This is a genomic window from Peribacillus sp. NPDC055009, assembly GCF_053608705.1.
The window spans coordinates 98,256-120,767 of sequence record NZ_JBSGVZ010000015.1; the positions used below are offsets into that span (position 1 = coordinate 98,256).

Here is a 22,512-nt window from a genome sequence, read left to right on the forward strand (position 1 = left end):
TTATCAATTTTTCACAGATATGAAACAGCTAAAATTAGTTAATTTCTTTCACATGCACAGTCAGTGTCGCAGTGACCTCAGGATGAAGCTTGACTGGAAGCTTTGTATGCCCTAAAGAACGGATGCCATCAGCAAGCTCCATTTTACGTTTATCAATCTTGATACCGTGTTTTTTCTGAAGCTCGGAGGCAATTTGTTTAGTCGTGATTGAACCGAATAAACGCCCGCCCTCACCGGCTTTGGCTGATAGTTCAACCGTTAACTTCTCCAGCTGCACTTTCAATTCTTCAGCTTGCTGCAGCTCTTCTGCTGCAAGTGATTCTTCTTTATTTTTCTGGGCTTCCAAAGTTTTTACATTTGAATTATTTGCTTCAACCGCCAATCCTTGTTTAAGCAGGAAATTATGTGCATAACCATCTGCAACATTTTTAACTTCCCCTTTTTTCCCTTTACCTTTTACGTCTTTAAGAAATATCACTTTCATTCTTTATGTCCCCCTTCTAAATATTCATCAATAGCTGCTTTCAATCGACTTTCGGCCTCATCAATGGAGCATACCTGCTGGGTGGCGGCATTTGTTAGATGTCCGCCTCCATTCAACATTTCCATGATCACCTGTACATTGATATCACCGAGAGAGCGCGCACTTATGCCAACTGTATCATCAGATCGCTTAGCCATTACAAAGGAAGCGACAACGCCATCCATGGTCAATAGGGTATCCGCAGCCTGAGCGATGAGCACCTGATTATGAACCTGATCGGTTTTTGCCGATGCAATGGCAATTCCCTTTTTATAAAAGATGACTTCTTCAATGAGCTTCGAACGTTTGATATAAGTGTCCACGTCTTCTTTTAAGAATTTCTGGACAAGTACCGTATCAGCCCCATGCGCCCTTAGATAAGAGGCGGCATCGAAAGTGCGTGAACCCGTTCTCAAGGTGAAGCTTTTCGTATCGACGATGATACCCGCAAGAAGCGCCGTCGACTCCAGCATATCAATCTTTGAGCGTTTCGGCTGATATTCAAGCAGTTCGGTCACAAGTTCTGCCGTTGAAGACGCATATGGCTCCATATAGACGAGCAATGAGTTCTTGATGAACTCCTCACCCCGGCGATGATGATCGATGACCACAACCTTATCGATCCTATTCAATAGCCGCTCTTCAATTACCATTGAAGGTTTATGCGTATCAACCACAACCAGCAGCGTCTCATCCGTAATCATTTCAAATGCATCATCAGGTGTTATGAACCGGGCATACAACTCTTCTTTATTTTTGATCTCTTCCATTAAACGAAGGACGCTGCTATCGAGCTGCTGGGTGTTGATGACAATATAGCCATCACGTTCATTCATTTGGGCAACCTTCAAGATGCCGATCGCTGAACCGATTGCGTCCATATCCGGGTTTTTATGGCCCATGACAATGACTTTATCGCTATCAAGTACTATATCCTTCAATGCATGCGAAATAACACGGGCACGGACCCTCGTGCGTTTTTCCATCGGATTGGTTTTGCCGCCATAGAATTTCACTTTTCCATTCGCTTGCTTTATGGCTACCTGGTCACCGCCACGTCCTAAAGCGAGATCCAAGCTGGACTGTGCAAGCGTACCTAGTTCCGGCAAGGATGACACGGCCGAGCCGACACCGATGCTCAAGGTCAATGGCACATTTTGCTTGGCGGTCGTTTCCCTGATTTCATCCAAAATCGAGAATTTCCCCTTTTCAAGCTGCTGAAGGATATGCTCATTAAAGACAGCGATGAATCGTTCCGAGGAAACCCGTTTAAAGAAAACGCCATTATCCCTTGCCCATTTATCAAGAAGTGAGGTAACCAAGCTATTAATGCTGCTTTTACGCTGATCATCCATACCCTGGGTCAAATCATCATAGTTATCAAGAAGAATGATCGCAATTGCCGTTCGCTCATCTTCATATAATTTCTCGATTTCCACTTGCTCCGTCACATCAAAAAAGTAAAGAAGCCTTTCATCACGCTTATGGACCACCTTGAATTTCCGATCGTGGAGCGTAAGTGTCTCTGTCTCGATCTCTTGCTTGATTAACGGTACTATCGAGTCCGCAACATCGTATAGCGATCTTCCTGCCAAGGAGTCTTCACTAAAACAGGAAGCCAGGAAAGGATTGGTCCATTCAATGTAATAATCCTCATTAAAGAGCATGATCCCAATCGGCATTTCCAATAACGCTTCTTCGCCTACCTTCTTTAAACGGTAAGATAAAGTCGTTATATACTCTTCTGTCTTCCGTTGCTTTTTTTCTACCATTCTTAATGTTAAATAAAATAAACCAGCAAGAATCAATAATCCAACAAGTGCAATAACCCAATTATAATAAGCCAGGACGCCCAAAAGTAAAACGACCGCGGCGAGCACCCCATACAATGGGGACTTAATCGAGTATTCTTTCAAATAAGATGGCATAGTTTCAGCTCCTAAAAGCATCTGTTTTACAAAAAAGTCTTCTATTCCTTTTTCTTGATTGTCTCCCTAAATGGAAATCCTAAATCTATTATACCTAAAAACCGGACGGCCGTCGTAATAATCGGAATCGGCAGAAGCAAAGAAAAAACCACGATTAAAACAGGTATGGCCTTAACCCATGACTTAACATGAGCAATATAGAATATCAGGGAATACCCTTGTAATAATATGAAGAACTGCAGTATGAAAAATAGGTTCGTTATGGCCATATATACAAAACTGTTCTTGTCCGTATTCACAAAAAGAGCAAGAAGCATCGTAATTAAATAATACCATAAAAGGCTTTTCGGGAGTCGCAGATCTCGAAAATGTGGCCATTTTAACGCCTTATCACTGAATCTCTTCACAATGGGGTGCGCCGCAAGGAAAATCAATAAAACCATGATGACGGACATCAAGACGAATAAACTTGGCATCAGGGTGTTCATCATATCGATTGATTCATACATCCGCTTTTTGACTTGTTCCGTCGGTGCCTGTCCAAAAGAATCCATGATGCCGATTGAATTTTCAATGGACCCCTCAAGAATGTTCATCGATTCTTCTATGTAATTAACATCCGTAATCAAAACTGAAGCTGCATACATTAATAAAATGCCCCCCAGAAAGACAAGGACTGCGCTTATGAACATAGGTGCCATCGGTTTGTCCTTTTTCAAAAAATAGCCGATCGCAATTCCCGTCGCCCCCATGAGCAAGGTCAGCGGAACAGACAATATCGTCCCGATGAGGATCGACAATAGTGAGGCTACAAATAAGTAACCAAGGCTCCACGATAACTTTTGTTTGATTGTGACCAGTATGAATGGAATGGGTAAAAAGAAAGTAGTGAAAATACCCAATAGTGGGATTTGAATGGTGATGAACAATAAAATGCAATATAGTGCCAGAAGTGCTCCGCCCTCGGCAATTCGTCTCCCGCTATTCATCTTTATTTCACCCCCTGTTATTATTGATGTCTTTATCTCCATCTTTATATTGTATCCGTTACGGCCAGGATATTTCAAACATCACATTCTTTTTTAGGATATGATTATTTTTTCTGAGGAAAACGCGCGGATAACTTCCTTCTGAAATAAAAAAAACCGCAATTCAGCAGTTTTCAGGCATAAGCGATAACTTATAAAAAAGGCACATTAAGGATAACTCCTCAATGTGCCAATTTATTATTCACCAGATACGTATGGTAGTAATGCCATAGTACGTGAGCGTTTAATAGCAATCGTTAATTTACGTTGATATTTAGCGCTTGTGCCAGTTACACGACGTGGTAAAATTTTACCGCGTTCTGAGACGAATTTTTTAAGAAGATCTGTATCTTTGTAATCAATTTTAGTGATTCCGTTAGATGTGAAATAACAAACCTTTTTACGCTTACCGCGTCCTTTACGTCCACCCATTGCCATAATATATTTCCCTCCCTGCTTTTTTGAATTTTCATTTTAAACGGCTGTTTAAAACGGAAGATCGTCATCTGAAATGTCGATTGTCTTACCGTCATTTGCAAATGGATCATCATCTACACGAGTGTAGTTGTTATTGCTCCGTTGATTCTGATTAGGATTTTGTCCATACGAATTGTTGTCATTTCCGTTATTACCATAACTTCTTTGACTTCCACCGTAAGAACCGCCTTCATTTCTTTCACCCGCTGAACTGCTTCGTGGTTCAAGGAATTGAACGCTCTCAGCCAGAATCTCCGTCACATATACGCGTTTGCCGTCTTGTCCTTCATAATTACGTGTTTGGACACGTCCATCCACGCCAGCTAAACTGCCCTTTTTCAAGAAGTTAGCTACATTTTCTGCCGGTTTACGCCAAACTACACAGTTAATGAAATCCGCTTCACGTTCACCCTGCTGATTCGTAAAACTACGATTCACAGCCAAAGTAAAGGTAGCTACGGGAACCCCATTAGGTGTATATCGTAATTCAGGATCTTTAGTTAAGCGTCCTACCAAAACTACGCGATTCATCATCAGAATCAACCCCTAGGTTTCAAGCTTGTTTCATGTGAAACAAGATTAGAATTTATATAAATATTGAATTAAACTTCTTCTCTAGTAGCCATGTGGCGAATAATGTCTTCACTGATTTTAGCAAGACGATCGAATTCTTGAATCGCAGCACTTTCAGCGTTAACTTTAAGAAGCATGTAGTAACCATCACGGAAATCATTGATTTCGTATGCAAGACGGCGTTTACCCCATTCTTTTGCTTCTACTTCCGCACCATTATCAGAAAGGATTGTGTTGAAACGTTCAACTAAAGCTTTTTTAGCTTCTTCCTCAATGTTTGGACGGATGATATACATAATTTCGTATTTTCTCATCACTGTCACCTCCTTTTGGTCTAAGCGGCCCAATTGGGCAAGGAGCAATTATTTATAATTACTCACAAGATAAAATTATAGCATAGTTAAAGAGGCTTTGCAACGAACGGTTCGACTTATTACAATTAATTGTAATCTGATGATTCAAATCGCAAAAAAAGACCCTACATATGGAACGGTAGGGTCTTTGAATCTTAAACGTTAAAACGGAAATGGATAACATCGCCATCGTTAACGATGTATTCTTTTCCTTCCAAACGGACTTTACCCGCTTCTTTTGCAGCACCATGACTGCCCGCTTCAAGTAAATCGGTATAAGAAACCGTTTCGGCACGAATGAAACCACGTTCGAAGTCCGTGTGAATGACGCCTGCACATTGAGGGGCCTTCATTCCTTTTCGGAATGTCCAAGCACGCACTTCCTGTACACCAGCTGTAAAGTATGTTGCCAATCCAAGCAGATTATAAGAAGCACGGATCAACTGATCAAGACCTGACTCCTCGATGCCAAGTTCAGATAGGAACATTTCCTTTTCTTCACCTTCAAGCTCTGCAATTTCTTCTTCGATTTTGGCACAAATCACGATTACTTCGGCATTTTCCTTCGCAGCATATTCACGAACTTGCTGTACATATTCATTATCGTCAGCATTCGCCACTTCATCTTCGCTCACGTTCGCTACGTAAAGCGTCGGCTTCGCCGTAAGTAAATGCATGCCCTTCACGATTTTTTGCTGCTCTTCAGTAAACTCAACGGAACGTGCAGGCTTTTCATCTTCCAGTGCTTCTTTTAAAGCCACAAGGATTTCATGTTCTGCAACAGCGGCTTTATCTTTTTGCTTGGCCATTTTTCCGACACGGTCGATGCGTTTGACAACAGATTCCAAATCGGCAAGGATCAATTCAAGGTTGATGACTTCAATATCATCGATTGGATTTACTTTTCCGGAAACATGGGTAATGTTATCGTCTGCAAAACAACGGACGACTTGACAAATGGCATCAACTTGACGGATATGGGAAAGGAATTTATTACCCAATCCTTCTCCTTTACTTGCTCCTTTTACAATACCGGCGATATCCGTGAATTCAAATGCTGTCGGAACCGTTTTTTTCGGTTTAACCAATTCAGTCAATTTTTGCAGACGGTGATCTGGGACTTCCACGATCCCGACATTAGGGTCGATCGTACAGAAAGGATAGTTGGCAGATTCCGCACCTGCCTGAGTAATTGCATTAAATAAAGTGGATTTACCTACGTTAGGTAAACCGACTATACCAGCTGTTAAAGCCATTTATATTTCACTCCTTCAAGATGATTCGTACATATGGGAAAAGAACTGATCTTCTATAAGACCATCCAATAACCTAAACCTTTCCCAATTATAGATTTCGCTTCCTAAAAAGACAAGTAAATCATGAGAAACGCAGGACTACTTCCACTCCCAAAAAAAAAGCATGATCACTCCTCATGCTTTTGCAGAACTTTTTTCATTTTCTTTGCGAATTCACGTCGGGGCAGCATCACGCTATGACCGCACCCTTCACATTTTATCCGGATATCCATACCGAGCCGTATAATTCTCCACTTATTCACTCCACACGGATGTGGTTTCTTCATTTCCACAATATCCTTAAGTGCAAATTCCTTTTCTTCCATAACCATGAGCCCCCTAACTCCTATGACTCGCTGCCATTGTACGTAGATTTAATCCCACTTGAATCAAGCGCAGCACTTATTTCATTTCTTAATATCCTGCTGATTTCGATGTGATGCATCGGCTTCGTTTCCGCTTTAACCCGAAAGACGATTTCTTCAGGACTGATTTTTTCAATTCCCAAAAATTCTGGTGCTTTGACCAGGGCTTCGTATCTGCCTTCCATACTGTTTAAAAGATCAATCAGCACCTTCTCGGCACGCTCAACCGATCCATCATTAGGTATGGTCACATCAACAACAGCCATACTGTTTAAAATCGAATAATTCGTGACCTGGATGATGCTGCCGTTAGGTATGAAGTGCAATTCACCTGCACTGCTTTTGATTTTTGTTGTACGAAGCCCGATTTCAATGACTTCCCCTTCAAAAGTATTGATTTTAATATAATCCCCAACCGAGAAATGATCTTCAAAAATAACGAAAAACCCGGTAATTATATCCTTGACCAAACTTTGTGCGCCAAATCCAATGGCCAAACCGAGAACACCAGCACCAGCGAGTAACGGCATCACATGAAGTCCAAAAATCTCCAGAATCATCAACAAGGCAATGAAATTGATGACATAAGTAATGATATTTTCCAGCAATTTAATGAGTGTCGCTTCCCTGCGCTCCGATACCCGAATTGGACTTCTTAAACGAGCTTTGAAAAATTTATTCAGAATAGTCTTTCCTATTGTAATAATAATACGCGATAACAACAGAACAAGGAAGATTTTAATAATGCCCTCGCCCATCAGCAGCCATATCTTTTCATCCAATATCTCTTTTGTAACGCTATCATAAATGCGATCCATATTTTCCTCCTGCTTAATGCAAATAACTGCAAAACTATTATATCTTATATATGATTTTTCCCATATAGACGTATTCCTCTACCCTTCATGCATGGAGATAACCATGAATTAGAGAGATTTTCTCTATTTTATCAATAAATAATGGTTTCTGTACAAAAAAATTATGGGTATATAGGTAAAAGAATTAGAAGTTTTTTCCCAAATATTCAAGTAATTATTTACTAGAAAGTATAAATGAAAGCAATTGGTAGAGGAAGAACGTCGATTCATATCCCCTTCACCTGTTTGCATGTTCTACAAAAAATTCCCTCATCCATTATGTTAAATACCGTATATTTTCCCCTTTTTATCCGTATACTGTAATACCAAATAAAGTAAAGGAGTTGAGCCGATGAATCTGAATTCTAGTCTATTTAATAATAATAAAAATAGATTGAGTCGCATCCTGCATGAAGATACGGATGCATCCAAACAAATTTCCCAGGAATTGATCAACCTCCTACCTACCGGAAAGCTTCAACCAATCGTCATCGTCTGTATAGGCACAGACCGTTCCACAGGCGATTCACTCGGACCACTTGTCGGCACTCTGCTTAGTGAAAAAGCTGAAAACAGCTCTTCTTCATTCCATGTTTATGGTACTCTGGATGACCCTATACATGCGATGAATTTACAGGAAAAATTAAATGAAATCAAAAAGATGCATACCAATCCATTTATAGTCGGAATCGATGCTTGCTTAGGGAAAATGAAAAGCGTCGGCATAGTTCAAATCGGCCAGGGACCAGTGAAGCCAGGTGCTGGGGTCAATAAAGATCTTCCTTCCGTTGGAAATGCCCATATTACAGGAATCGTGAATGTAAGTGGATTCATGGAGTTCATGGTCTTGCAGAACACTCGTCTTAATCTTGTGCTAAAAATGGCCAAAACCATTGCCGAGGGAATTCATGAAGCACAAAATCATTATCCAATAAAACCTACCATCACTCCTTTCACATGGTCATTCAAGCAAGAAAAAACCCTTTGACCGATTTTTGCTTATGATAAAAAAGAAGGAAGGGGTCATCCCCCTTCCTTCTTTTTTATACATAATACATGAAAGTAACCAGAATAGCGGTGATCATTATGCCTGGAAGCAGATTCGCCACCCTTATTTTGGTGACACCGATAATATTCAAACCAATTGCCAAAATCATGACTCCCCCAGTTGCCGTCATTTCCAATATGAAGGAATCCATTAAAGCAGTTGGGACCATCGTATTGATCTGCCTTGAAAAAATCGCCATTAACCCCTCATATAGAATGATCGGAAATGCTGAAAAAAGTACACCTATGCCGAGCGTGCTGGCGAGGACCAATGCAGTAAATCCATCGATGATCGCTTTTGTTATCAAAACATCATGATCATTCCGGATGCCGCTATCCAGGGCACCAATAATGGCCATCGCCCCAATGCCAAATATGAGTGTAGCCGTTACAAACCCCTGGGATATCGAAGTTCCTTCCTTCGCTTTCATCCTGCGTTCAAGCCAATTGCCTAAAGAATTAAGCCTACCCTCAAGATTCAACCATTCACCAAGGACAGCCCCTCCGACAATACTTAAAATGACAACAAGGAAATTATCGCTTTTAAATCCCATCTGTAAACCTAAGACCATGACAGCCAAACCAATGCCGCTCATGACCGTTTCTTTTATCTTTTCAGGTATATGTTGTAAAAACCTTCCTAAAATCGAACCGATTAAAATGCAGGCACCATTCACCAAGGCCCCTAATAATACCATCTCATCCACCTAATTTTCTGCATAAGTCGTCACGATCTTTTCATAAAGGAAAACTAAGAGGAAAGGTTCTCTTGATCAATCAAGTTCAAAATTCTCTCTAAATCTTCTTTTGAAAAGAATTCTATTTCTATTTTTCCTTTTTTCTTGCTTTGTTTTATCGTTACGCTCGTTCCTAGTCTTTCACGCAGACTTGTCTCCCGTTGCTTTATGAATATATCTTTTTTCTCTTGTTTCTTAGTTTTGGTTTCACGTGAAACGGTATCATTCAATTGATGTATATATTGCTCTAGCTGTCTGACATTCATACCTTCTTTGAGGATTTTATCCACTACCGGGTTAAGCAACTCTTTTTTCTTTAAACCTAGCAATGCCCGTCCATGACCCATGGAAATTTCCCCATCGGAGATATATCTCCTAATCCCTTCAGGCAAAGAAAGTAATCTAACATGGTTTGCTATATGGGGCCTGCTTTTACCCAGCCGATTGGCCAACTGCTCCTGGGTAAAATCCAATTTTTCAAGAAGTGTTTGGTAAGCGACGGCTTCCTCGATCGGATTCAAATCCTCCCGTTGCAGGTTTTCCAAAATCGCCAGTTCCATCATCTGCTGTTCGCTCAATTTCCTCACAACGACCGGAACTGTCTTTAAACCTGCTTCCTTGGCAGCACGGTAACGCCTTTCCCCAGCCACGATTTCATAGCCCTTAATGCTTTCCCGGGCAATAATCGGCTGTAATATCCCGTGTTCCATGATGGATTGCTTTAATTCCTCTATAGCTTCAAGCCGAAAGCTCTTTCGGGGCTGATAAGGATTTGGCCTTAATTCCCTTACTTTGATTTCGCGCACGATTTCATCTTTACTGATCTCCCCACTGTTGAAAAGTGCGTTAAGTCCTTTGCCAAGTCCTTTAGCCATTTGATACCACTTCCTTTGCCAGTTCTAGATAGACCTCCGCCCCACGTGACTTTGGATCATATATAATTATCGGTTCTCCATGGCTCGGTGCCTCACTCAAACGGACATTGCGGGGAATGATGGTTTGATAGACTTTATCCTGAAAGTATTTTTTTACTTCTTCTATGACCTGGAGACCTAGATTTGTTCTTGCATCCAACATCGTCAAAAGCACACCCTCGATTTTCAAATCATGGTTCAAATGCTTTTGGACGAGGCGGACCGTATTCAACAGCTGACTCAAACCTTCCAATGCATAATATTCACATTGTACCGGAATCAAAACTGCATCAGCAGCCGTTAAGGCATTAAGCGTAAGCAACCCCAATGACGGAGGGCAGTCAATCACAATGTAATCATATTGGCTTTGCACCTCTTCTAATGCCCTTTTTAATCGGACTTCCCTTGAGATGGTTGGAACCAGTTCAATTTCTGCACCTGCAAGTTGAATTGTCGCAGGTATGGCATATAGGTTTTCTACCTTTGTTTCCATGATAACGGTACTGGCCTCGACATCATCAACCAATACATCATAAATACATTGTTCCACATCTGCCTTGTCGATACCTGCACCGCTTGTCGCATTTCCCTGCGGGTCAATATCGACCATTAAGACTTTCTGTCCTATATATGCAAGACAAGCACTTAGACTGACAGAAGTTGTCGTTTTTCCAACACCGCCCTTTTGATTGGCAATGGCGAGAATCTTCCCCACGAATTCACCTGCTTTCAACTATCTTCATCACTCTATATAAATCTATTGATTTGTACCGTAAATCCATTTATTTCTTTCTATTTTATCATGAATGTTACTGGAAGAAATCGTTTTCTGAAATTCCTCTTAAAATTTCAAATACACTTAAAAGCATTAAAAATCCGGGGAAAGTTGAATGTTTTCAAGGAGGAAAATTCCAGTTTTGGAGAGAAATAAAAAAGCTTGGTAATCGAAGACTACCAAGCGGGCTAAGGATAGGGAATCAAGTTTTTTTCTTGGGTATTTTAATCGTGAACTGATAATACTCCTCGAATTCTTCTTCCTCTGCATCCAAATTTATTCCATTGTCTGTAACCATATTGAGTGATTGGCGTATGGTATTCACGGCAATCCTCATGTCTTTACTAAACGCTTTTCGCTTAGGTTTCGGCTTCTGCACAGTACCCGTCAGGAGCTTGACGACCTGCTCTTCGGTCTGCTTGACGTTCAACCCTTTTTCGATGATTTCCACAAGCAGTTTAAGCTGCTTTTCAGGACTCTTTAACGGTATCAACGAGCGGGCATGGCGTTCCGTAATTTGCTTTTGAAGAAGTGCATCCTGAACCTCCTGTGGCAGCTTAAGCAGCCGAAGCTTATTCGCCACGGTAGACTGACCTATTCCCAGTCTTTGTGCCAGAGCTTCTTGGGTTAAACTATGCAGCTCCAATAGTTTTCCGTAAGCCAAAGCTTCTTCAATCGGTGTCAGTTCTTCACGCTGAAGGTTTTCTATCAGCGCGACGGAAGCCGTTTCTGTATCGGTGAAATCCTTGATTATAGCAGGTGCCAATTCCCAGCCAAGCTTTTGCATGGCCCGGAAACGTCGCTCACCTGCAATGATTTCATATTTTCCCTGACCATAAGCCCTTACTACAATTGGTTGAATGATCCCATGAGTATGAATCGTTTGAGCCAATTCAGCAATTTTATCGTCATTAAAAACGGTCCTTGGTTGAAATCGATTAGGCACAATATCAGAAATGGAAATTTTTCTTATCTCTTCATTATTATTGCTAGGTGTCTCCATCTCTAGTTGCTCTTCTTCTTTTTCGCCAAACCCAAAGAACCGCGAAAAAGGATGCTTCATCTTCCTACACCACCTTTTAAAACTCCCAAATAACATATTCTCTATTTAAAGGACAAGTCCTGCATACATTTCCCGACATGGTTATACATATGGCCCTTCACTGTAAAAAACATGTCGACTGGCGCCATCAAGGCAATAATGAGGAATGGAAGGCCGGTTATTATGAATATCGGCCGGCATGCCCTAGACTATTTCCCTGAATCAGCCAGCACAGGGCACACGTTTTAACATGTACCTAAATGTCTTTTTGCTAGCAAATGCAGTATTGAGTGAAAATAATAAGTTCATACATTTATAGTAAAAGAAAATAAGGGCAAGTACCAGCCATATATCTGAATCATCTGCGCTTACTATGAAAACATACTCCTCTTTCAAGGATTATTCAATAGGCTGTTTATTTGGTGTCCCTGGTTTTCTCGGGTACTTTTTAGGAGTCTTCTTCACTTTTTTTACAGTAATGATGTTTCTTTCACTATTTTCCTCTGGCAATGTGAAAGGATGAATTTCTTCGATTTCTCCGCCTAACGTAAAAATGGCCTTCTTCCCAGTGTCCATTTCATCTTGTGCACTAGCCGCTTTCATGGCAATGAAAGTCCCATCCGGTTTAACAAGCGGCAAACATAGTTCACTTAAAACGGACATCCTGGCTACCGCCCTCGCCATGACAATATCATAGGATTCGCGATGCTCCGGTTTTTGGGCGAAGGTTTCAGCCCGGTCATGATAGAAGGAAACTCCCTTTAATTGCAAGGAATCCGCAAGGTGATTCAAAAAAGAAATTCGCTTATTCAAGGAATCCACAATCGAGACGTGGATATCAGGGAAACAAATCTTCAATGGAATACTCGGAAATCCAGCTCCAGCCCCAACATCGCAAATTCGATATGATTTATTAAAGTCAAAATAGAAGGCTGCACTGATTGAATCATAAAAATGCTTCAGATAAACTTCTTCTTTATCAGTGATGGCTGTTAAGTTCATCTTTTCGTTCCATTCCACCAATAATCGATAATAAGTGTCAAACTGATCAAGCTGTTGAGGAGAAAGCTCGATTCCTTTCTCCAGCAGTGCTTGTTGGAACTGTTCAATATTCATGTCTGCTTCAATCCTTTTCGGGTATTTCCATTACTGAGATACTCTGGCGATCTTACCTTGTTCCAAATAAACAAGCAAAATGGAAACATCAGCGGGATTCACACCTGAAATTCTTGAAGCCTGAGCTACTGATAGCGGGTGGACCTGCTTTAATTTTTGACGTGCTTCCGTTGCAAGACCAGAAATTGCATCATAATCGATATTCTCTGGAATCTTTTTATTCTCCATTTTTTTCAGGCGATCGACTTGCTGCAAGGATTTTTCGATATATCCTTCATACTTGATCTGGATTTCGACCTGTTCCGTCACTTCATCGCTCAGTTCGACATCACTTGGCGCCAACTTCTGAATGTGGGAATAATCCATTTCAGGCCGTTTCAATAAATCGGAGGCACGGATTCCATCCTTCAACTCACTGCCGCCGCTTGCAGTAATGACTTCTTGAACCTCTTTGGTCGGTTTGATGAAGTTTGTTTTCAGTCGTTCCTTTTCCATTTCAACCGCTTCTTTTTTCATAAGGAAACGATTGTAGCGTTCTTCTTTGATCATCCCGATATTGAATCCAATTTCCGTTAAGCGTAAATCGGCATTATCATGGCGCAATAATAAACGGTATTCTGCACGTGAAGTCAGCAAACGGTATGGTTCATTCGTACCTTTCGTCACAAGATCATCAATGAGAACACCAATATAGGCATCCGAACGGCTTAAAATCAGTTCTTCTTTACCCATTGCATTCAATCCTGCATTAATACCGGCCATCAACCCTTGTCCTGCTGCTTCCTCGTAGCCGGATGTCCCGTTAATTTGGCCAGCAGTATACAGATTTTTGATTTTCTTCGTTTCAAGTGTGGGCCATAGCTGCGTAGGAACGATAGCATCATATTCAATTGCATATCCAGCACGCATCATTTCCGCCTTTTCAAGTCCTGGAATTGTTTGCAGGATTTTCACTTGTACATCTTCAGGCAGACTGGTGGATAAACCTTGCACATAAACTTCCTTTGTATTACGGCCTTCAGGCTCCAGGAAGATCTGATGCCGTGGTTTATCATTAAAACGAACGACTTTATCTTCTATCGATGGACAATAACGCGGTCCGGTTCCTTTTATCATTCCGGAATACATTGGCGAACGGTGCAGATTTTCATCAATGAGCTGATGTGTCCCCTCATTCGTGTACGTTAACCAGCATGGCAATTGATCCGTTATGAACTTTGTCGTTTCATAAGAAAATGCGCGTGGCACTTCATCGCCAGGCTGAATTTCCGTTTTGCTGTAATCTATGGAAGAGCTATTCACACGTGGCGGCGTTCCTGTTTTAAAACGGACCAAGTCAAATCCTAACTGCTCTAAATGCTCAGAAAGCCTGATGGAAGGCTGCTGATTATTTGGGCCGCTTGAATATTTCAATTCCCCTAAAATGATTTCACCGCGTAAATATGTTCCCGTCGTGATTACGACTGTTTTCGCACGGTAAACCGCGCCTGTTTTAGTGATGACACCCGTACATACGTCGTTTTCAACAATTAATTCCTCTACCATTCCTTGAATCAATGTCAAATTTTCTTGGTCTTCTATCGTCTTTTTCATTTCTTGTTGATAGAGAAATTTATCTGCCTGCGCCCGCAGCGCACGAACAGCCGGACCTTTTGCCGTATTGAGCATCCTCATTTGAATATGGGTCTTGTCGATATTTCTTCCCATTTCACCGCCTAAAGCGTCAATTTCCCTAACGACTATCCCTTTTGCCGGCCCGCCAACGGAGGGATTGCATGGCATAAAGGCGACCATATCCAAGTTAATGGTGATCATCAACGTTTTAGCTCCTACTCTTGCAGCTGCAAGGCCTGCCTCACTGCCAGCATGACCGGCACCAATAACAATGACATCATAGCTACCTGCTTCGTATTGCATATCCTTTTCCTCCTTTTACGCTTATTTTCCTAAACAAAATTGAGAGAACAATTGGTTGATCAAATTATCCTGAACGCTTTCGCCAATGATTTCTCCAAGTAGCTCCCAGGCTTTCGTGAAATCGATTTGAACCAAATCAACCGGCGTACCCATTTCAATAGCATCGATTGCATCTTCAATAGACTGTAATGCCTGTCCAAGCAAAGCTATATGCCTGGCATTGGAAACATACGTCAGATCTCCCGTTTCTAAAGAACCTTCAAAAAATAAAGAAGCGATGGCTTCTTCCAATTCATCGACTCCTCGATCCTCTAGTAATGAGGTGGAAACAACTTTATGGGATGCCGCCTTTTCCTTAACCTTTGCCATATCGATTTTTTGTGGAAGGTCGGTTTTATTGATGATAACGATAACATCCATACCCTCAACCGCTTGAAACAGTTTCTCATCTTCGGCAGTGAAATCATCCGAATAGTTCAATACAAGCAATATTAAATCAGCCTCTTTTAATACTGCACGAGACCGTTCAACTCCAATTCGTTCAACAATATCTTCCGTTTCGCGAATTCCTGCTGTATCGACAAGTTTAAGCGGTACACCGCGAACATTGACATACTCTTCAATTACGTCACGTGTTGTACCTGGAATATCAGTGACAATCGCTTTATTTTCATGAACTAAGCTGTTAAGCAAAGAAGATTTTCCGACATTAGGGCGCCCTATGATAACGGTCGCAAGCCCATCCCTAAGTATCTTGCCCTGTTGGGCCGTGTGAAGTAGCTTCTCTATTTCATTCTTCACATAACTGCCCTTTTCCAAAAATAAACGATGCGTCATTTCTTCGACATCATCATATTCCGGATAATCTATATTAACCTCGACTTGTGCGAGGGTCTGTAAAATTTCTTGTCGCAGGTTTTGGATTAATTTCGAAAGCCGGCCTTCCATTTGACCTAATGCAACATTCATCGCTTTATCCGTTTTAGCGCGGATTAAATCCATAACGGCCTCAGCTTGCGAAAGATCGATCCTGCCATTCAAAAAAGCCCGTTTCGTGAATTCACCAGGTTCCGCTAAACGAGCACCTTGTGAGAGAATGAGCTGCAATACCCGATTGACCGAAACGATTCCACCGTGACAATTTATTTCAACTACATCTTCCCTTGTAAATGTCTTTGGACCCATCATGACCGAAACCATGACTTCCTCTATGATTTCACCTGTTTTAGGCTGGATAAGGTGGCCATAATGAATCGTGTGTGATTTCACATCAAGCAATCCTTTTCCACCTGGCCCTTTAAAGATCCTGTCGGCTATTTCTATGGCCTCATCACCGCTGATCCTAACGATGGCGATTGCCCCTTCCCCTAAGGGAGTAGAGATAGCGGTGATTGTATCGAATTCCATGCTTTCACCTCTTATATATTGATGTTTCTATTTTTTATTCTGATAACAAAATCGTCGAATCCCTAAATTACTACAATACCATAGTATATAGATGAAAAAAAGTAGATACTCCTTCCTCTCGAGAGTTATCCACATGCCATTAATCCATATTCTGTAACATTCATTTTAACTTATCCACATGTGAATAACAAATATCGTCCGCATCCCTTTACGGATCAAGAATATATAAAGAAATATGTCACTTATTGTTGAATTGATACTTTGTAAAAAAATATTCGACACACATTGATAGCAGGCCTAAAAAAAAGAACCCCTGCTTAAAAGCAGAAGGTTCATTTAAGTGGAGTAATGACTAAGTGGCGATATGGTTCCGTCCCACTCGAAGTCGTTTTTATTTTTGGATAATCCAGGAGAGCATTATGGATGACCTTTCGTTCATAGGATGGCATCGGCTCAAGTGAAACAGCTTTACCTGTTTTCAAGGCTTTATTTGCCATTCTTTCGGCCAATTGGATTAAGGTGTCATTGCGGCGATTTCGATAATCTTCTGCATCTACAGTAATATTCAAAAACTGCTTCGAATATCGATTTGCTACCAGCTGTGCTAAATACTGAAGTGAATTTAGTGTTTGACCCCTTTTTCCAATCAATAAGGCAATTTTATCACCTGATAAATGGAATGTTACATTCTTACCTTTACGGGTGACATCAATTTGTGCATTGACTCCCATTTCCACGCTGACATTCTTCAAAAATCCAAGTGTCTCTTCAATGGGATCCGGAGGCAACGTCACATGGACGATTGCCTTCCTTGCACCAAATAAACCAAAAAATCCTTTTTTGCCTTCATCTTCTATTTCAATCTCCACGCGATCCTTAGTGCTGTTCAATTGAGCTAAAGCTAAATTTACTGCTTCTTCGACAGATTGTCCTGTAGCAGTCACTTTTTTCACTTTTTCTTTGCCCCTCCCGCGTTTTCCGCAGCTGCTTTTCTAAGATCCGGACCTTTGATGAAATATGTTTGAACGATACCAAAAATGTTACCAACTACCCAGTAAAGAGAAAGAGCAGCGGGGAAATTAATAGCAAATACAACAATCATGATTGGCATGATGTAAAGCATCATCGTCATTTGTGCCGCCATTTGTGGATTGGAGTTCATTCCTACCATGGACATCTTTTGCTGGATGAAAGTCGTGATACCTGCAACGACCGGCAAAATATAATAAGGATCCGGGGAACCTAAATCAAACCAAAGAAAACTATGTAAAGCAATTTCTTCCGTACGGCTGATTGCATGGTAAAATCCGATCAAAATCGGCATTTGCACCAATATCGGCAAACATCCCGCCAATGGATTCACATTATATTTTGAAAATAGAGCCATTGTTTCTTGCTGTAGTTTTTGTTGTGTGGCAGCATCTTTTGAGCTGTATTTTGCTTGAAGTTCTTTCATTTCAGGCTGAATGGCCTGCATGGCTTTCGAGCTTTTCACCTGTTTAATCATTAATGGAAGTAACGCTAAGCGAATGATTAGTGTAACACCGATGATTCCCAAACCATAGTTCTCGCCAAATGCTTCAGAAAGCCAGATGATCAGGGCTGATAATGGATAGACAATGTATGAATTCCAAAAACCTTCACTATCCGCAGTAATAGGTTCTTTAATTTCCGTACACCCTGCTAACAACATCATTATCGAGGCTAGTCCAATAATGAGTAATATTCGTTTTTTCAACCGTAATTTCCTCCTAACTTCAATCAATCTTTTTTGAAACAATTGTGAACTGTTTGATAGAAGATTTCAAGGAAAAGTAATCCACTTTTTCCACAGTTACAATCGGGATTTTCTATGTCATCTTTCTCAAGTAACATGATCCGAGGAGTGCTTATTCGATATTAAGGGGACTTTATTGTTTTTTCATTTTAAAGTTTAGTGATTTAGAACGTTTAAGGACATGGATCAAGCTGCTTTTCACCTGGCTAAAGTCCATCTCCGCCGCTGGTTTTCGAGCAATCACAATATAATCCTTACCCTCTTCTATATCTTCTTTCAATTCCAAAAACGCTTGCCGTATGTATCTTTTGATTTGGTTCCTTACAACGGCGTTCCCGATTTTTTTACTGACTGAAAGGCCGATCCGAAAATAATCCTGACCTGGCTTTTCAAGGACATAGACAACGAATTGCCGATTAGCAGAAGATTCACCTTTTTTAAACACAAGCTGAAATTCGTCCTCTTTCTTAATCCTTAACTTTTTTTTCATTTTTACACCTTCATTACATGAATTGAGTCTCAGTAAATCCCTTATTTTGCGAAAAAAGACCACTGAGACTTTTCAGTGGTCTATGCAGATAATACTTTTCTGCCCTTACGGCGACGTGCAGCGATTACTCTACGTCCGTTTTTCGTGCTCATACGTGCACGGAAACCGTGAACTTTACTATGTTTGCGGTTATTCGGTTGATAAGTTCTTTTCATTATATGACACCTCCCTGAGGAATAACAGTTAAAGACAGTCTTTACAATTATATAGATGGAGGTTTCTACTTGTCAACCTCATCCATAAAAATATTTCTTTTTTAATGCTCAATGTCCAGTTGGCCTTTTTTTACTACCTAGCCTATTGTAAATGATTTTGCTCCGAACTGATATAGAAATTTTTGGGGAAAGGCAAATTTCCATCATTTTATCCATGAGCACAAATATGAGATTCGCAATGAATCCTTCCTTGATCGAAACAACATTCGACAAATAATAAGAATGGACGTGAATCATCTTTCGATCTGTCCCATGCAGTACTTTCGGCTTGAACAACTTCGTTCAAAACAAATTAGTTCAGCCGATAATCACGGTCTGTGGATAAATTTCGACATGTTTTTTTCTATCCACATCCCATTTCATGGACTTTTGCACATAACAATGGCCTGTGGAAAAGTTTTTCCCACAAGCTCGGTAAGTTGTGGATAAAGTTTTCTAACCCATTGCAAGACGCCTGAATTTCTGATATTATATTTGTGTTTTCACTCTGAATAACTTTATCAACAGGTAAGGTTTATCCACAGACTGTGAATAACTTGTGGATAGTTTATCCGACCTGTGTATATTAATCTGTCCACAGATGGTGGATATTGTCGAAAACCCTTTTTTCTTCTTTATTATATATTTCTTAAAATACCTGTTGATGAATAAACATTCAAATCTACTCTGGCTCACCAGATGTAGTCTGTACAAAGGTTGTACAGCGCAAGATATAGTTTTTAGGCACTTCATTACACAACACAAAAATCCCTTAATACAGCTCACCGAACCTTTGCTGTCAAAATTAATATAAAGACGGCAATCGATGAGTTTATTTGTGCCTATACATTTAGATACAATTATTAAAAATATTTTGCAAAGGAGGGATAAGTTTGGATAACATCGATAGCCTCTGGAACCAGGCGCTCGGAAAAATCGAAAAAAAAATCAGTAAACCAAGCTTTGAGACTTGGCTTAAATCAACCAAGGCCTATTTACTGCAAGGTGATACTTTAACAGTCACCGCTCCCAATGAATTTGCCAGGGATTGGCTTGAAGAACGCTATTCCCATCTTATTTCCGATGTATTGTTTGAACTTACCGGTGAGGAATTGGAAGCAAAATTCATCATTCCCCCCAATCAAGAAGATGATGATTTTACCGTTCCTGTTCAGCCTAAAAAGATAAAAAAGCAGGATAAAGAGCATGCTGCATTTCCACAGCATATGCTTAATGCGAAAAATACATTCGATACATTTGTCATCGGCTCCGGCAATCGTTTTGCCCATGCCGCGTCTCTCGCTGTCGCAGAAGCTCCGGCCAAAGCCTATAATCCCTTATTCATTTACGGGGGCGTCGGCCTTGGAAAAACTCATTTAATGCATGCAATCGGGCATTATGTTCTAGAGCATAATCCGAATGCGAAGGTCGTTTATTTATCGTCTGAAAAGTTCACGAATGAATTCATCAACTCGATCCGGGACAATAAAGCTGGGGAATTCCGTGATAGATATCGAAGCGTGGATGTTTTATTAATTGATGATATTCAATTCCTTGCGGGAAAAGAACAAACTCAAGAAGAGTTTTTCCATACATTCAATGCGTTGCATGAAGAAAGCAAACAAATCGTCATCTCGAGTGACCGCCCGCCAAAAGAGATACCTACACTAGAGGATCGCCTCCGTTCAAGGTTTGAGTGGGGCTTGATCACGGATATCACGCCACCTGATCTAGAAACGCGGATTGCCATATTGCGTAAAAAGGCAAAAGCTGAGGGTCTTGATATCCCGAACGAAGTCATGCTCTATATCGCCAATCAAATCGATTCCAATATTCGTGAGCTTGAGGGTGCACTTATTCGTGTCGTCGCTTATTCTTCATTGATTAATAAGGATATAAATGCCGATTTGGCAGCTGAAGCATTAAAAGATATCATCCCTAGCTCAAAACCTAAAATAATCACCATCTTGGAAATCCAGAAAACGGTCGGTGAACATTATAGTGTCAAACTTGAGGATTTCAAGGCGAAAAAACGGACTAAATCCGTGGCCTTTCCGAGACAGATCGCCATGTATCTTTCCAGGGAGTTGACGGACTCATCCCTGCCCAAGATAGGTGATGAATTTGGAGGTCGCGATCATACGACCGTTATCCATGCGCATGAAAAAATCTCCAAACTCATGCAAACGGACACCCAGCTTCAACGTCAGGTTAAAGAAATCCAGGACCAGCTGAGGGTATAATGGATTCTGGATAATGTGAATAACTGACGACTACTTACACACAGTCTGTCCACATGTGGATAGACTGTTTTTCCTTAGGTTGAGTGGACTTATCCACATATCAACAGGCCCTACTACTATTACTACTATCTTTTTTAATAAAAATTATTAATAAATATGCCTATTCGGCAATAAAAAATTGGAGGATGAAACATGAGATTTATAATCCAAAGAGATCGATTAGTTCATAGTGTCCAAGAAGTAATGAAAGCAGTCACATCAAGGACGACGATTCCGATTCTAACGGGGATAAAAATAAGCGTTACTAGTGAGGGTGTCACTCTAACAGGAAGTGATTCTGATATCTCCATCCAATCATTCATTCCGGCTGAGGTTGACGGAGATGAAATCGTTGAAGTTAAAAGCAGCGGCGGTATTGTCCTGAATGCCCGTTTTTTCAGTGAAATTGTCAAAAAGCTGCCGATGGATACTGTAGAAATTGAAGTGGAGAACAACTTCCAAACGATTATTCGCTCTGGAAAAGCTGAGTTTAATCTAAATGGACTGGATCCTGAGGAATATCCACATCTTCCGATCATTGAAGAAGAAAATATTTTCAAACTTCCAACGGACCTTTTAAAGACCCTTATCAGACAAACTGGCTTTGCAGTGTCCACGTCAGAAACACGCCCCATCTTAACAGGTGTAAACTTGAAGGTTCAAGATGACGAATTGACCTGTATTGCAACAGATAGTCATAGGCTTGCAATGAGGACAGCCAAAATAGAAAATAAAATTAACGGGACCTATAGCGTTGTCATCCCAGGTAAAAGTTTGAATGAGTTAAGTAAGATCCTTGATGATACAAACGAACTCATTGAAATCGTCATTACCGAAAACCAAGTACTTTTCAAAGCTGAAAATTTATTATTCTTCTCAAGACTTCTTGAAGGGAATTACCCTGATACATCACGCTTGATTCCATCAGATAGCAAAACCGATGTGACTGTTCACACCAAGGATTTCCTGCAAGCGATCGACAGGGCTTCTTTATTGGCGAGAGAAGGAAGAAATAATGTCGTCAAATTGACAACCCTGGAAGGTCGTATCATCGAAGTCTCTTCCAATACTCCTGAAATTGGTAAAGTAATTGAAGAGGTTCAGGCAGAAGCCATTGAAGGTGAAGACCTGAAAATCTCATTCAGTGCCAAATTTGTAATGGATGCTCTAAAGGCATTGGAAGGTTCCGATATAAAAATTAATTTCACAGGGGCAATGCGTCCGTTTGTCATTCGTCCGCTACATGATGATTCCATGCTGCAATTAATTCTCCCAGTAAGAACTTATTAAGCTAAAATAATATTTCAAAAAAATTAAAGGCTTGTATAGCAGGTCTTTAATTTTTTTATATTTAA

The 22,512-nt window shown here is 40.7% G+C and carries 23 protein-coding genes; 3 read left to right on the plus strand and 20 right to left on the minus strand.

What is annotated here, in order from left to right; all coding sequences use genetic code 11:
• Nucleotides 1–34: 34 nt before the first annotated feature.
• From rplI to ACWF5P_RS20045, 9 genes are all read right to left on the minus strand, one after another.
• Nucleotides 35–484 (minus strand): 50S ribosomal protein L9, encoded by a 450-nt coding sequence (gene rplI, locus ACWF5P_RS20005; RefSeq protein ID WP_101223970.1) that lies wholly within the window; start codon nt 482–484, stop codon nt 35–37.
• Nucleotides 481–2,451, minus strand: coding sequence for a DHH family phosphoesterase (locus tag ACWF5P_RS20010; protein ID WP_452445204.1), 1,971 nt, complete (start codon nt 2,449–2,451; stop codon nt 481–483). Before ACWF5P_RS20010 ends, rplI begins: the two co-directional genes overlap by 4 nt.
• A gap of 41 nt (nt 2,452–2,492) precedes the next feature.
• Complete coding sequence (locus ACWF5P_RS20015; protein ID WP_434168228.1) at nt 2,493–3,440, minus strand: YybS family protein; 948 nt, start codon at nt 3,438–3,440, stop codon at nt 2,493–2,495.
• 237 nt (nt 3,441–3,677) lie between these two features.
• A complete protein-coding gene (gene rpsR / locus ACWF5P_RS20020) occupies nt 3,678–3,917 on the minus strand; it encodes a 30S ribosomal protein S18 (RefSeq protein WP_053348323.1) in 240 nt (79 codons plus the stop codon).
• 48 nt (nt 3,918–3,965) lie between these two features.
• Entirely contained in the window at nt 3,966–4,490 is a 525-nt protein-coding gene (gene ssb, locus ACWF5P_RS20025) for a single-stranded DNA-binding protein (protein WP_434168229.1), read from the minus strand.
• Nucleotides 4,491–4,558: 68 nt separating this feature from the next.
• A complete protein-coding gene (gene rpsF / locus ACWF5P_RS20030) occupies nt 4,559–4,843 on the minus strand; it encodes a 30S ribosomal protein S6 (protein WP_034316153.1) in 285 nt (94 codons plus the stop codon).
• A 194-nt stretch (nt 4,844–5,037) separates the two neighbouring features.
• Nucleotides 5,038–6,138, minus strand: a complete 1,101-nt coding sequence (gene ychF / locus ACWF5P_RS20035; protein WP_034316156.1) for a redox-regulated ATPase YchF — start codon at nt 6,136–6,138, stop codon at nt 5,038–5,040.
• 167 nt (nt 6,139–6,305) lie between these two features.
• Nucleotides 6,306–6,503: a DUF951 domain-containing protein gene (locus ACWF5P_RS20040; protein ID WP_034316158.1), complete on the minus strand. Its 198-nt coding sequence runs from the start codon at nt 6,501–6,503 to the stop codon at nt 6,306–6,308.
• A 20-nt stretch (nt 6,504–6,523) separates the two neighbouring features.
• A complete protein-coding gene (locus ACWF5P_RS20045) occupies nt 6,524–7,360 on the minus strand; it encodes a mechanosensitive ion channel family protein (RefSeq protein ID WP_101223972.1) in 837 nt (278 codons plus the stop codon).
• Between the two features lie 391 nt (nt 7,361–7,751).
• Between ACWF5P_RS20045 and yyaC the strand changes: the two genes are divergently transcribed.
• Complete coding sequence (yyaC, locus tag ACWF5P_RS20050) at nt 7,752–8,387, plus strand: spore protease YyaC (RefSeq protein ID WP_101223973.1); 636 nt, start codon at nt 7,752–7,754, stop codon at nt 8,385–8,387.
• 55 nt (nt 8,388–8,442) lie between these two features.
• On the opposite strand, the gene ACWF5P_RS20055 is transcribed toward yyaC, so the two are convergent.
• The 11 genes from ACWF5P_RS20055 to rpmH all read right to left on the minus strand — a co-directional run bounded on the left by ACWF5P_RS20055 (nt 8,443) and on the right by rpmH (nt 18,836).
• A complete protein-coding gene (locus tag ACWF5P_RS20055; RefSeq protein WP_427573207.1) occupies nt 8,443–9,144 on the minus strand; it encodes a DUF554 domain-containing protein in 702 nt (233 codons plus the stop codon).
• A gap of 53 nt (nt 9,145–9,197) precedes the next feature.
• Nucleotides 9,198–10,058: a ParB/RepB/Spo0J family partition protein gene (locus tag ACWF5P_RS20060; protein WP_434168230.1), complete on the minus strand. Its 861-nt coding sequence runs from the start codon at nt 10,056–10,058 to the stop codon at nt 9,198–9,200.
• Nucleotides 10,051–10,812 (minus strand): ParA family protein, encoded by a 762-nt coding sequence (locus tag ACWF5P_RS20065; RefSeq protein WP_034316249.1) that lies wholly within the window; start codon nt 10,810–10,812, stop codon nt 10,051–10,053. The genes ACWF5P_RS20060 and ACWF5P_RS20065 overlap by 8 nt, the downstream gene beginning before the upstream one ends.
• A 262-nt stretch (nt 10,813–11,074) precedes the next feature.
• On the minus strand, nt 11,075–11,935 hold the full coding sequence (noc, locus tag ACWF5P_RS20070; RefSeq protein WP_101223976.1) for a nucleoid occlusion protein: 861 nt from the start codon (nt 11,933–11,935) through the stop codon (nt 11,075–11,077).
• A 378-nt stretch (nt 11,936–12,313) separates the two neighbouring features.
• On the minus strand, nt 12,314–13,030 hold the full coding sequence (gene rsmG, locus ACWF5P_RS20075; RefSeq protein ID WP_101223977.1) for a 16S rRNA (guanine(527)-N(7))-methyltransferase RsmG: 717 nt from the start codon (nt 13,028–13,030) through the stop codon (nt 12,314–12,316).
• Between the two features lie 30 nt (nt 13,031–13,060).
• On the minus strand, nt 13,061–14,947 hold the full coding sequence (gene mnmG, locus ACWF5P_RS20080) for a tRNA uridine-5-carboxymethylaminomethyl(34) synthesis enzyme MnmG (RefSeq protein ID WP_101223978.1): 1,887 nt from the start codon (nt 14,945–14,947) through the stop codon (nt 13,061–13,063).
• A gap of 21 nt (nt 14,948–14,968) precedes the next feature.
• Nucleotides 14,969–16,354 carry a tRNA uridine-5-carboxymethylaminomethyl(34) synthesis GTPase MnmE gene (gene mnmE / locus ACWF5P_RS20085; RefSeq protein WP_101223979.1) on the minus strand — a complete coding sequence of 462 codons (1,386 nt, stop codon included), beginning with the start codon at nt 16,352–16,354 and terminating at the stop codon, nt 14,969–14,971.
• A 332-nt stretch (nt 16,355–16,686) separates the two neighbouring features.
• Nucleotides 16,687–17,307: an RNA-binding cell elongation regulator Jag/EloR gene (gene jag, locus ACWF5P_RS20090; RefSeq protein WP_101223980.1), complete on the minus strand. Its 621-nt coding sequence runs from the start codon at nt 17,305–17,307 to the stop codon at nt 16,687–16,689.
• Nucleotides 17,304–18,092 (minus strand): YidC family membrane integrase SpoIIIJ, encoded by a 789-nt coding sequence (gene spoIIIJ / locus ACWF5P_RS20095; RefSeq protein ID WP_048687953.1) that lies wholly within the window; start codon nt 18,090–18,092, stop codon nt 17,304–17,306. The genes jag and spoIIIJ overlap by 4 nt, the downstream gene beginning before the upstream one ends.
• Before the next feature lie 172 nt (nt 18,093–18,264).
• Nucleotides 18,265–18,621 (minus strand): ribonuclease P protein component, encoded by a 357-nt coding sequence (gene rnpA / locus ACWF5P_RS20100; protein WP_101223981.1) that lies wholly within the window; start codon nt 18,619–18,621, stop codon nt 18,265–18,267.
• An 80-nt stretch (nt 18,622–18,701) separates the two neighbouring features.
• Nucleotides 18,702–18,836: a 50S ribosomal protein L34 gene (rpmH, locus tag ACWF5P_RS20105; RefSeq protein WP_034316183.1), complete on the minus strand. Its 135-nt coding sequence runs from the start codon at nt 18,834–18,836 to the stop codon at nt 18,702–18,704.
• 932 nt (nt 18,837–19,768) lie between these two features.
• On the opposite strand from rpmH, the gene dnaA reads away from it, so the two are divergent.
• Nucleotides 19,769–21,118, plus strand: coding sequence for a chromosomal replication initiator protein DnaA (gene dnaA / locus ACWF5P_RS20110; RefSeq protein ID WP_057914144.1), 1,350 nt, complete (start codon nt 19,769–19,771; stop codon nt 21,116–21,118).
• Nucleotides 21,119–21,310: 192 nt separating this feature from the next.
• Entirely contained in the window at nt 21,311–22,447 is a 1,137-nt protein-coding gene (gene dnaN / locus ACWF5P_RS20115; RefSeq protein ID WP_101223982.1) for a DNA polymerase III subunit beta, read from the plus strand.
• Nucleotides 22,448–22,512: the final 65 nt, after the last annotated feature.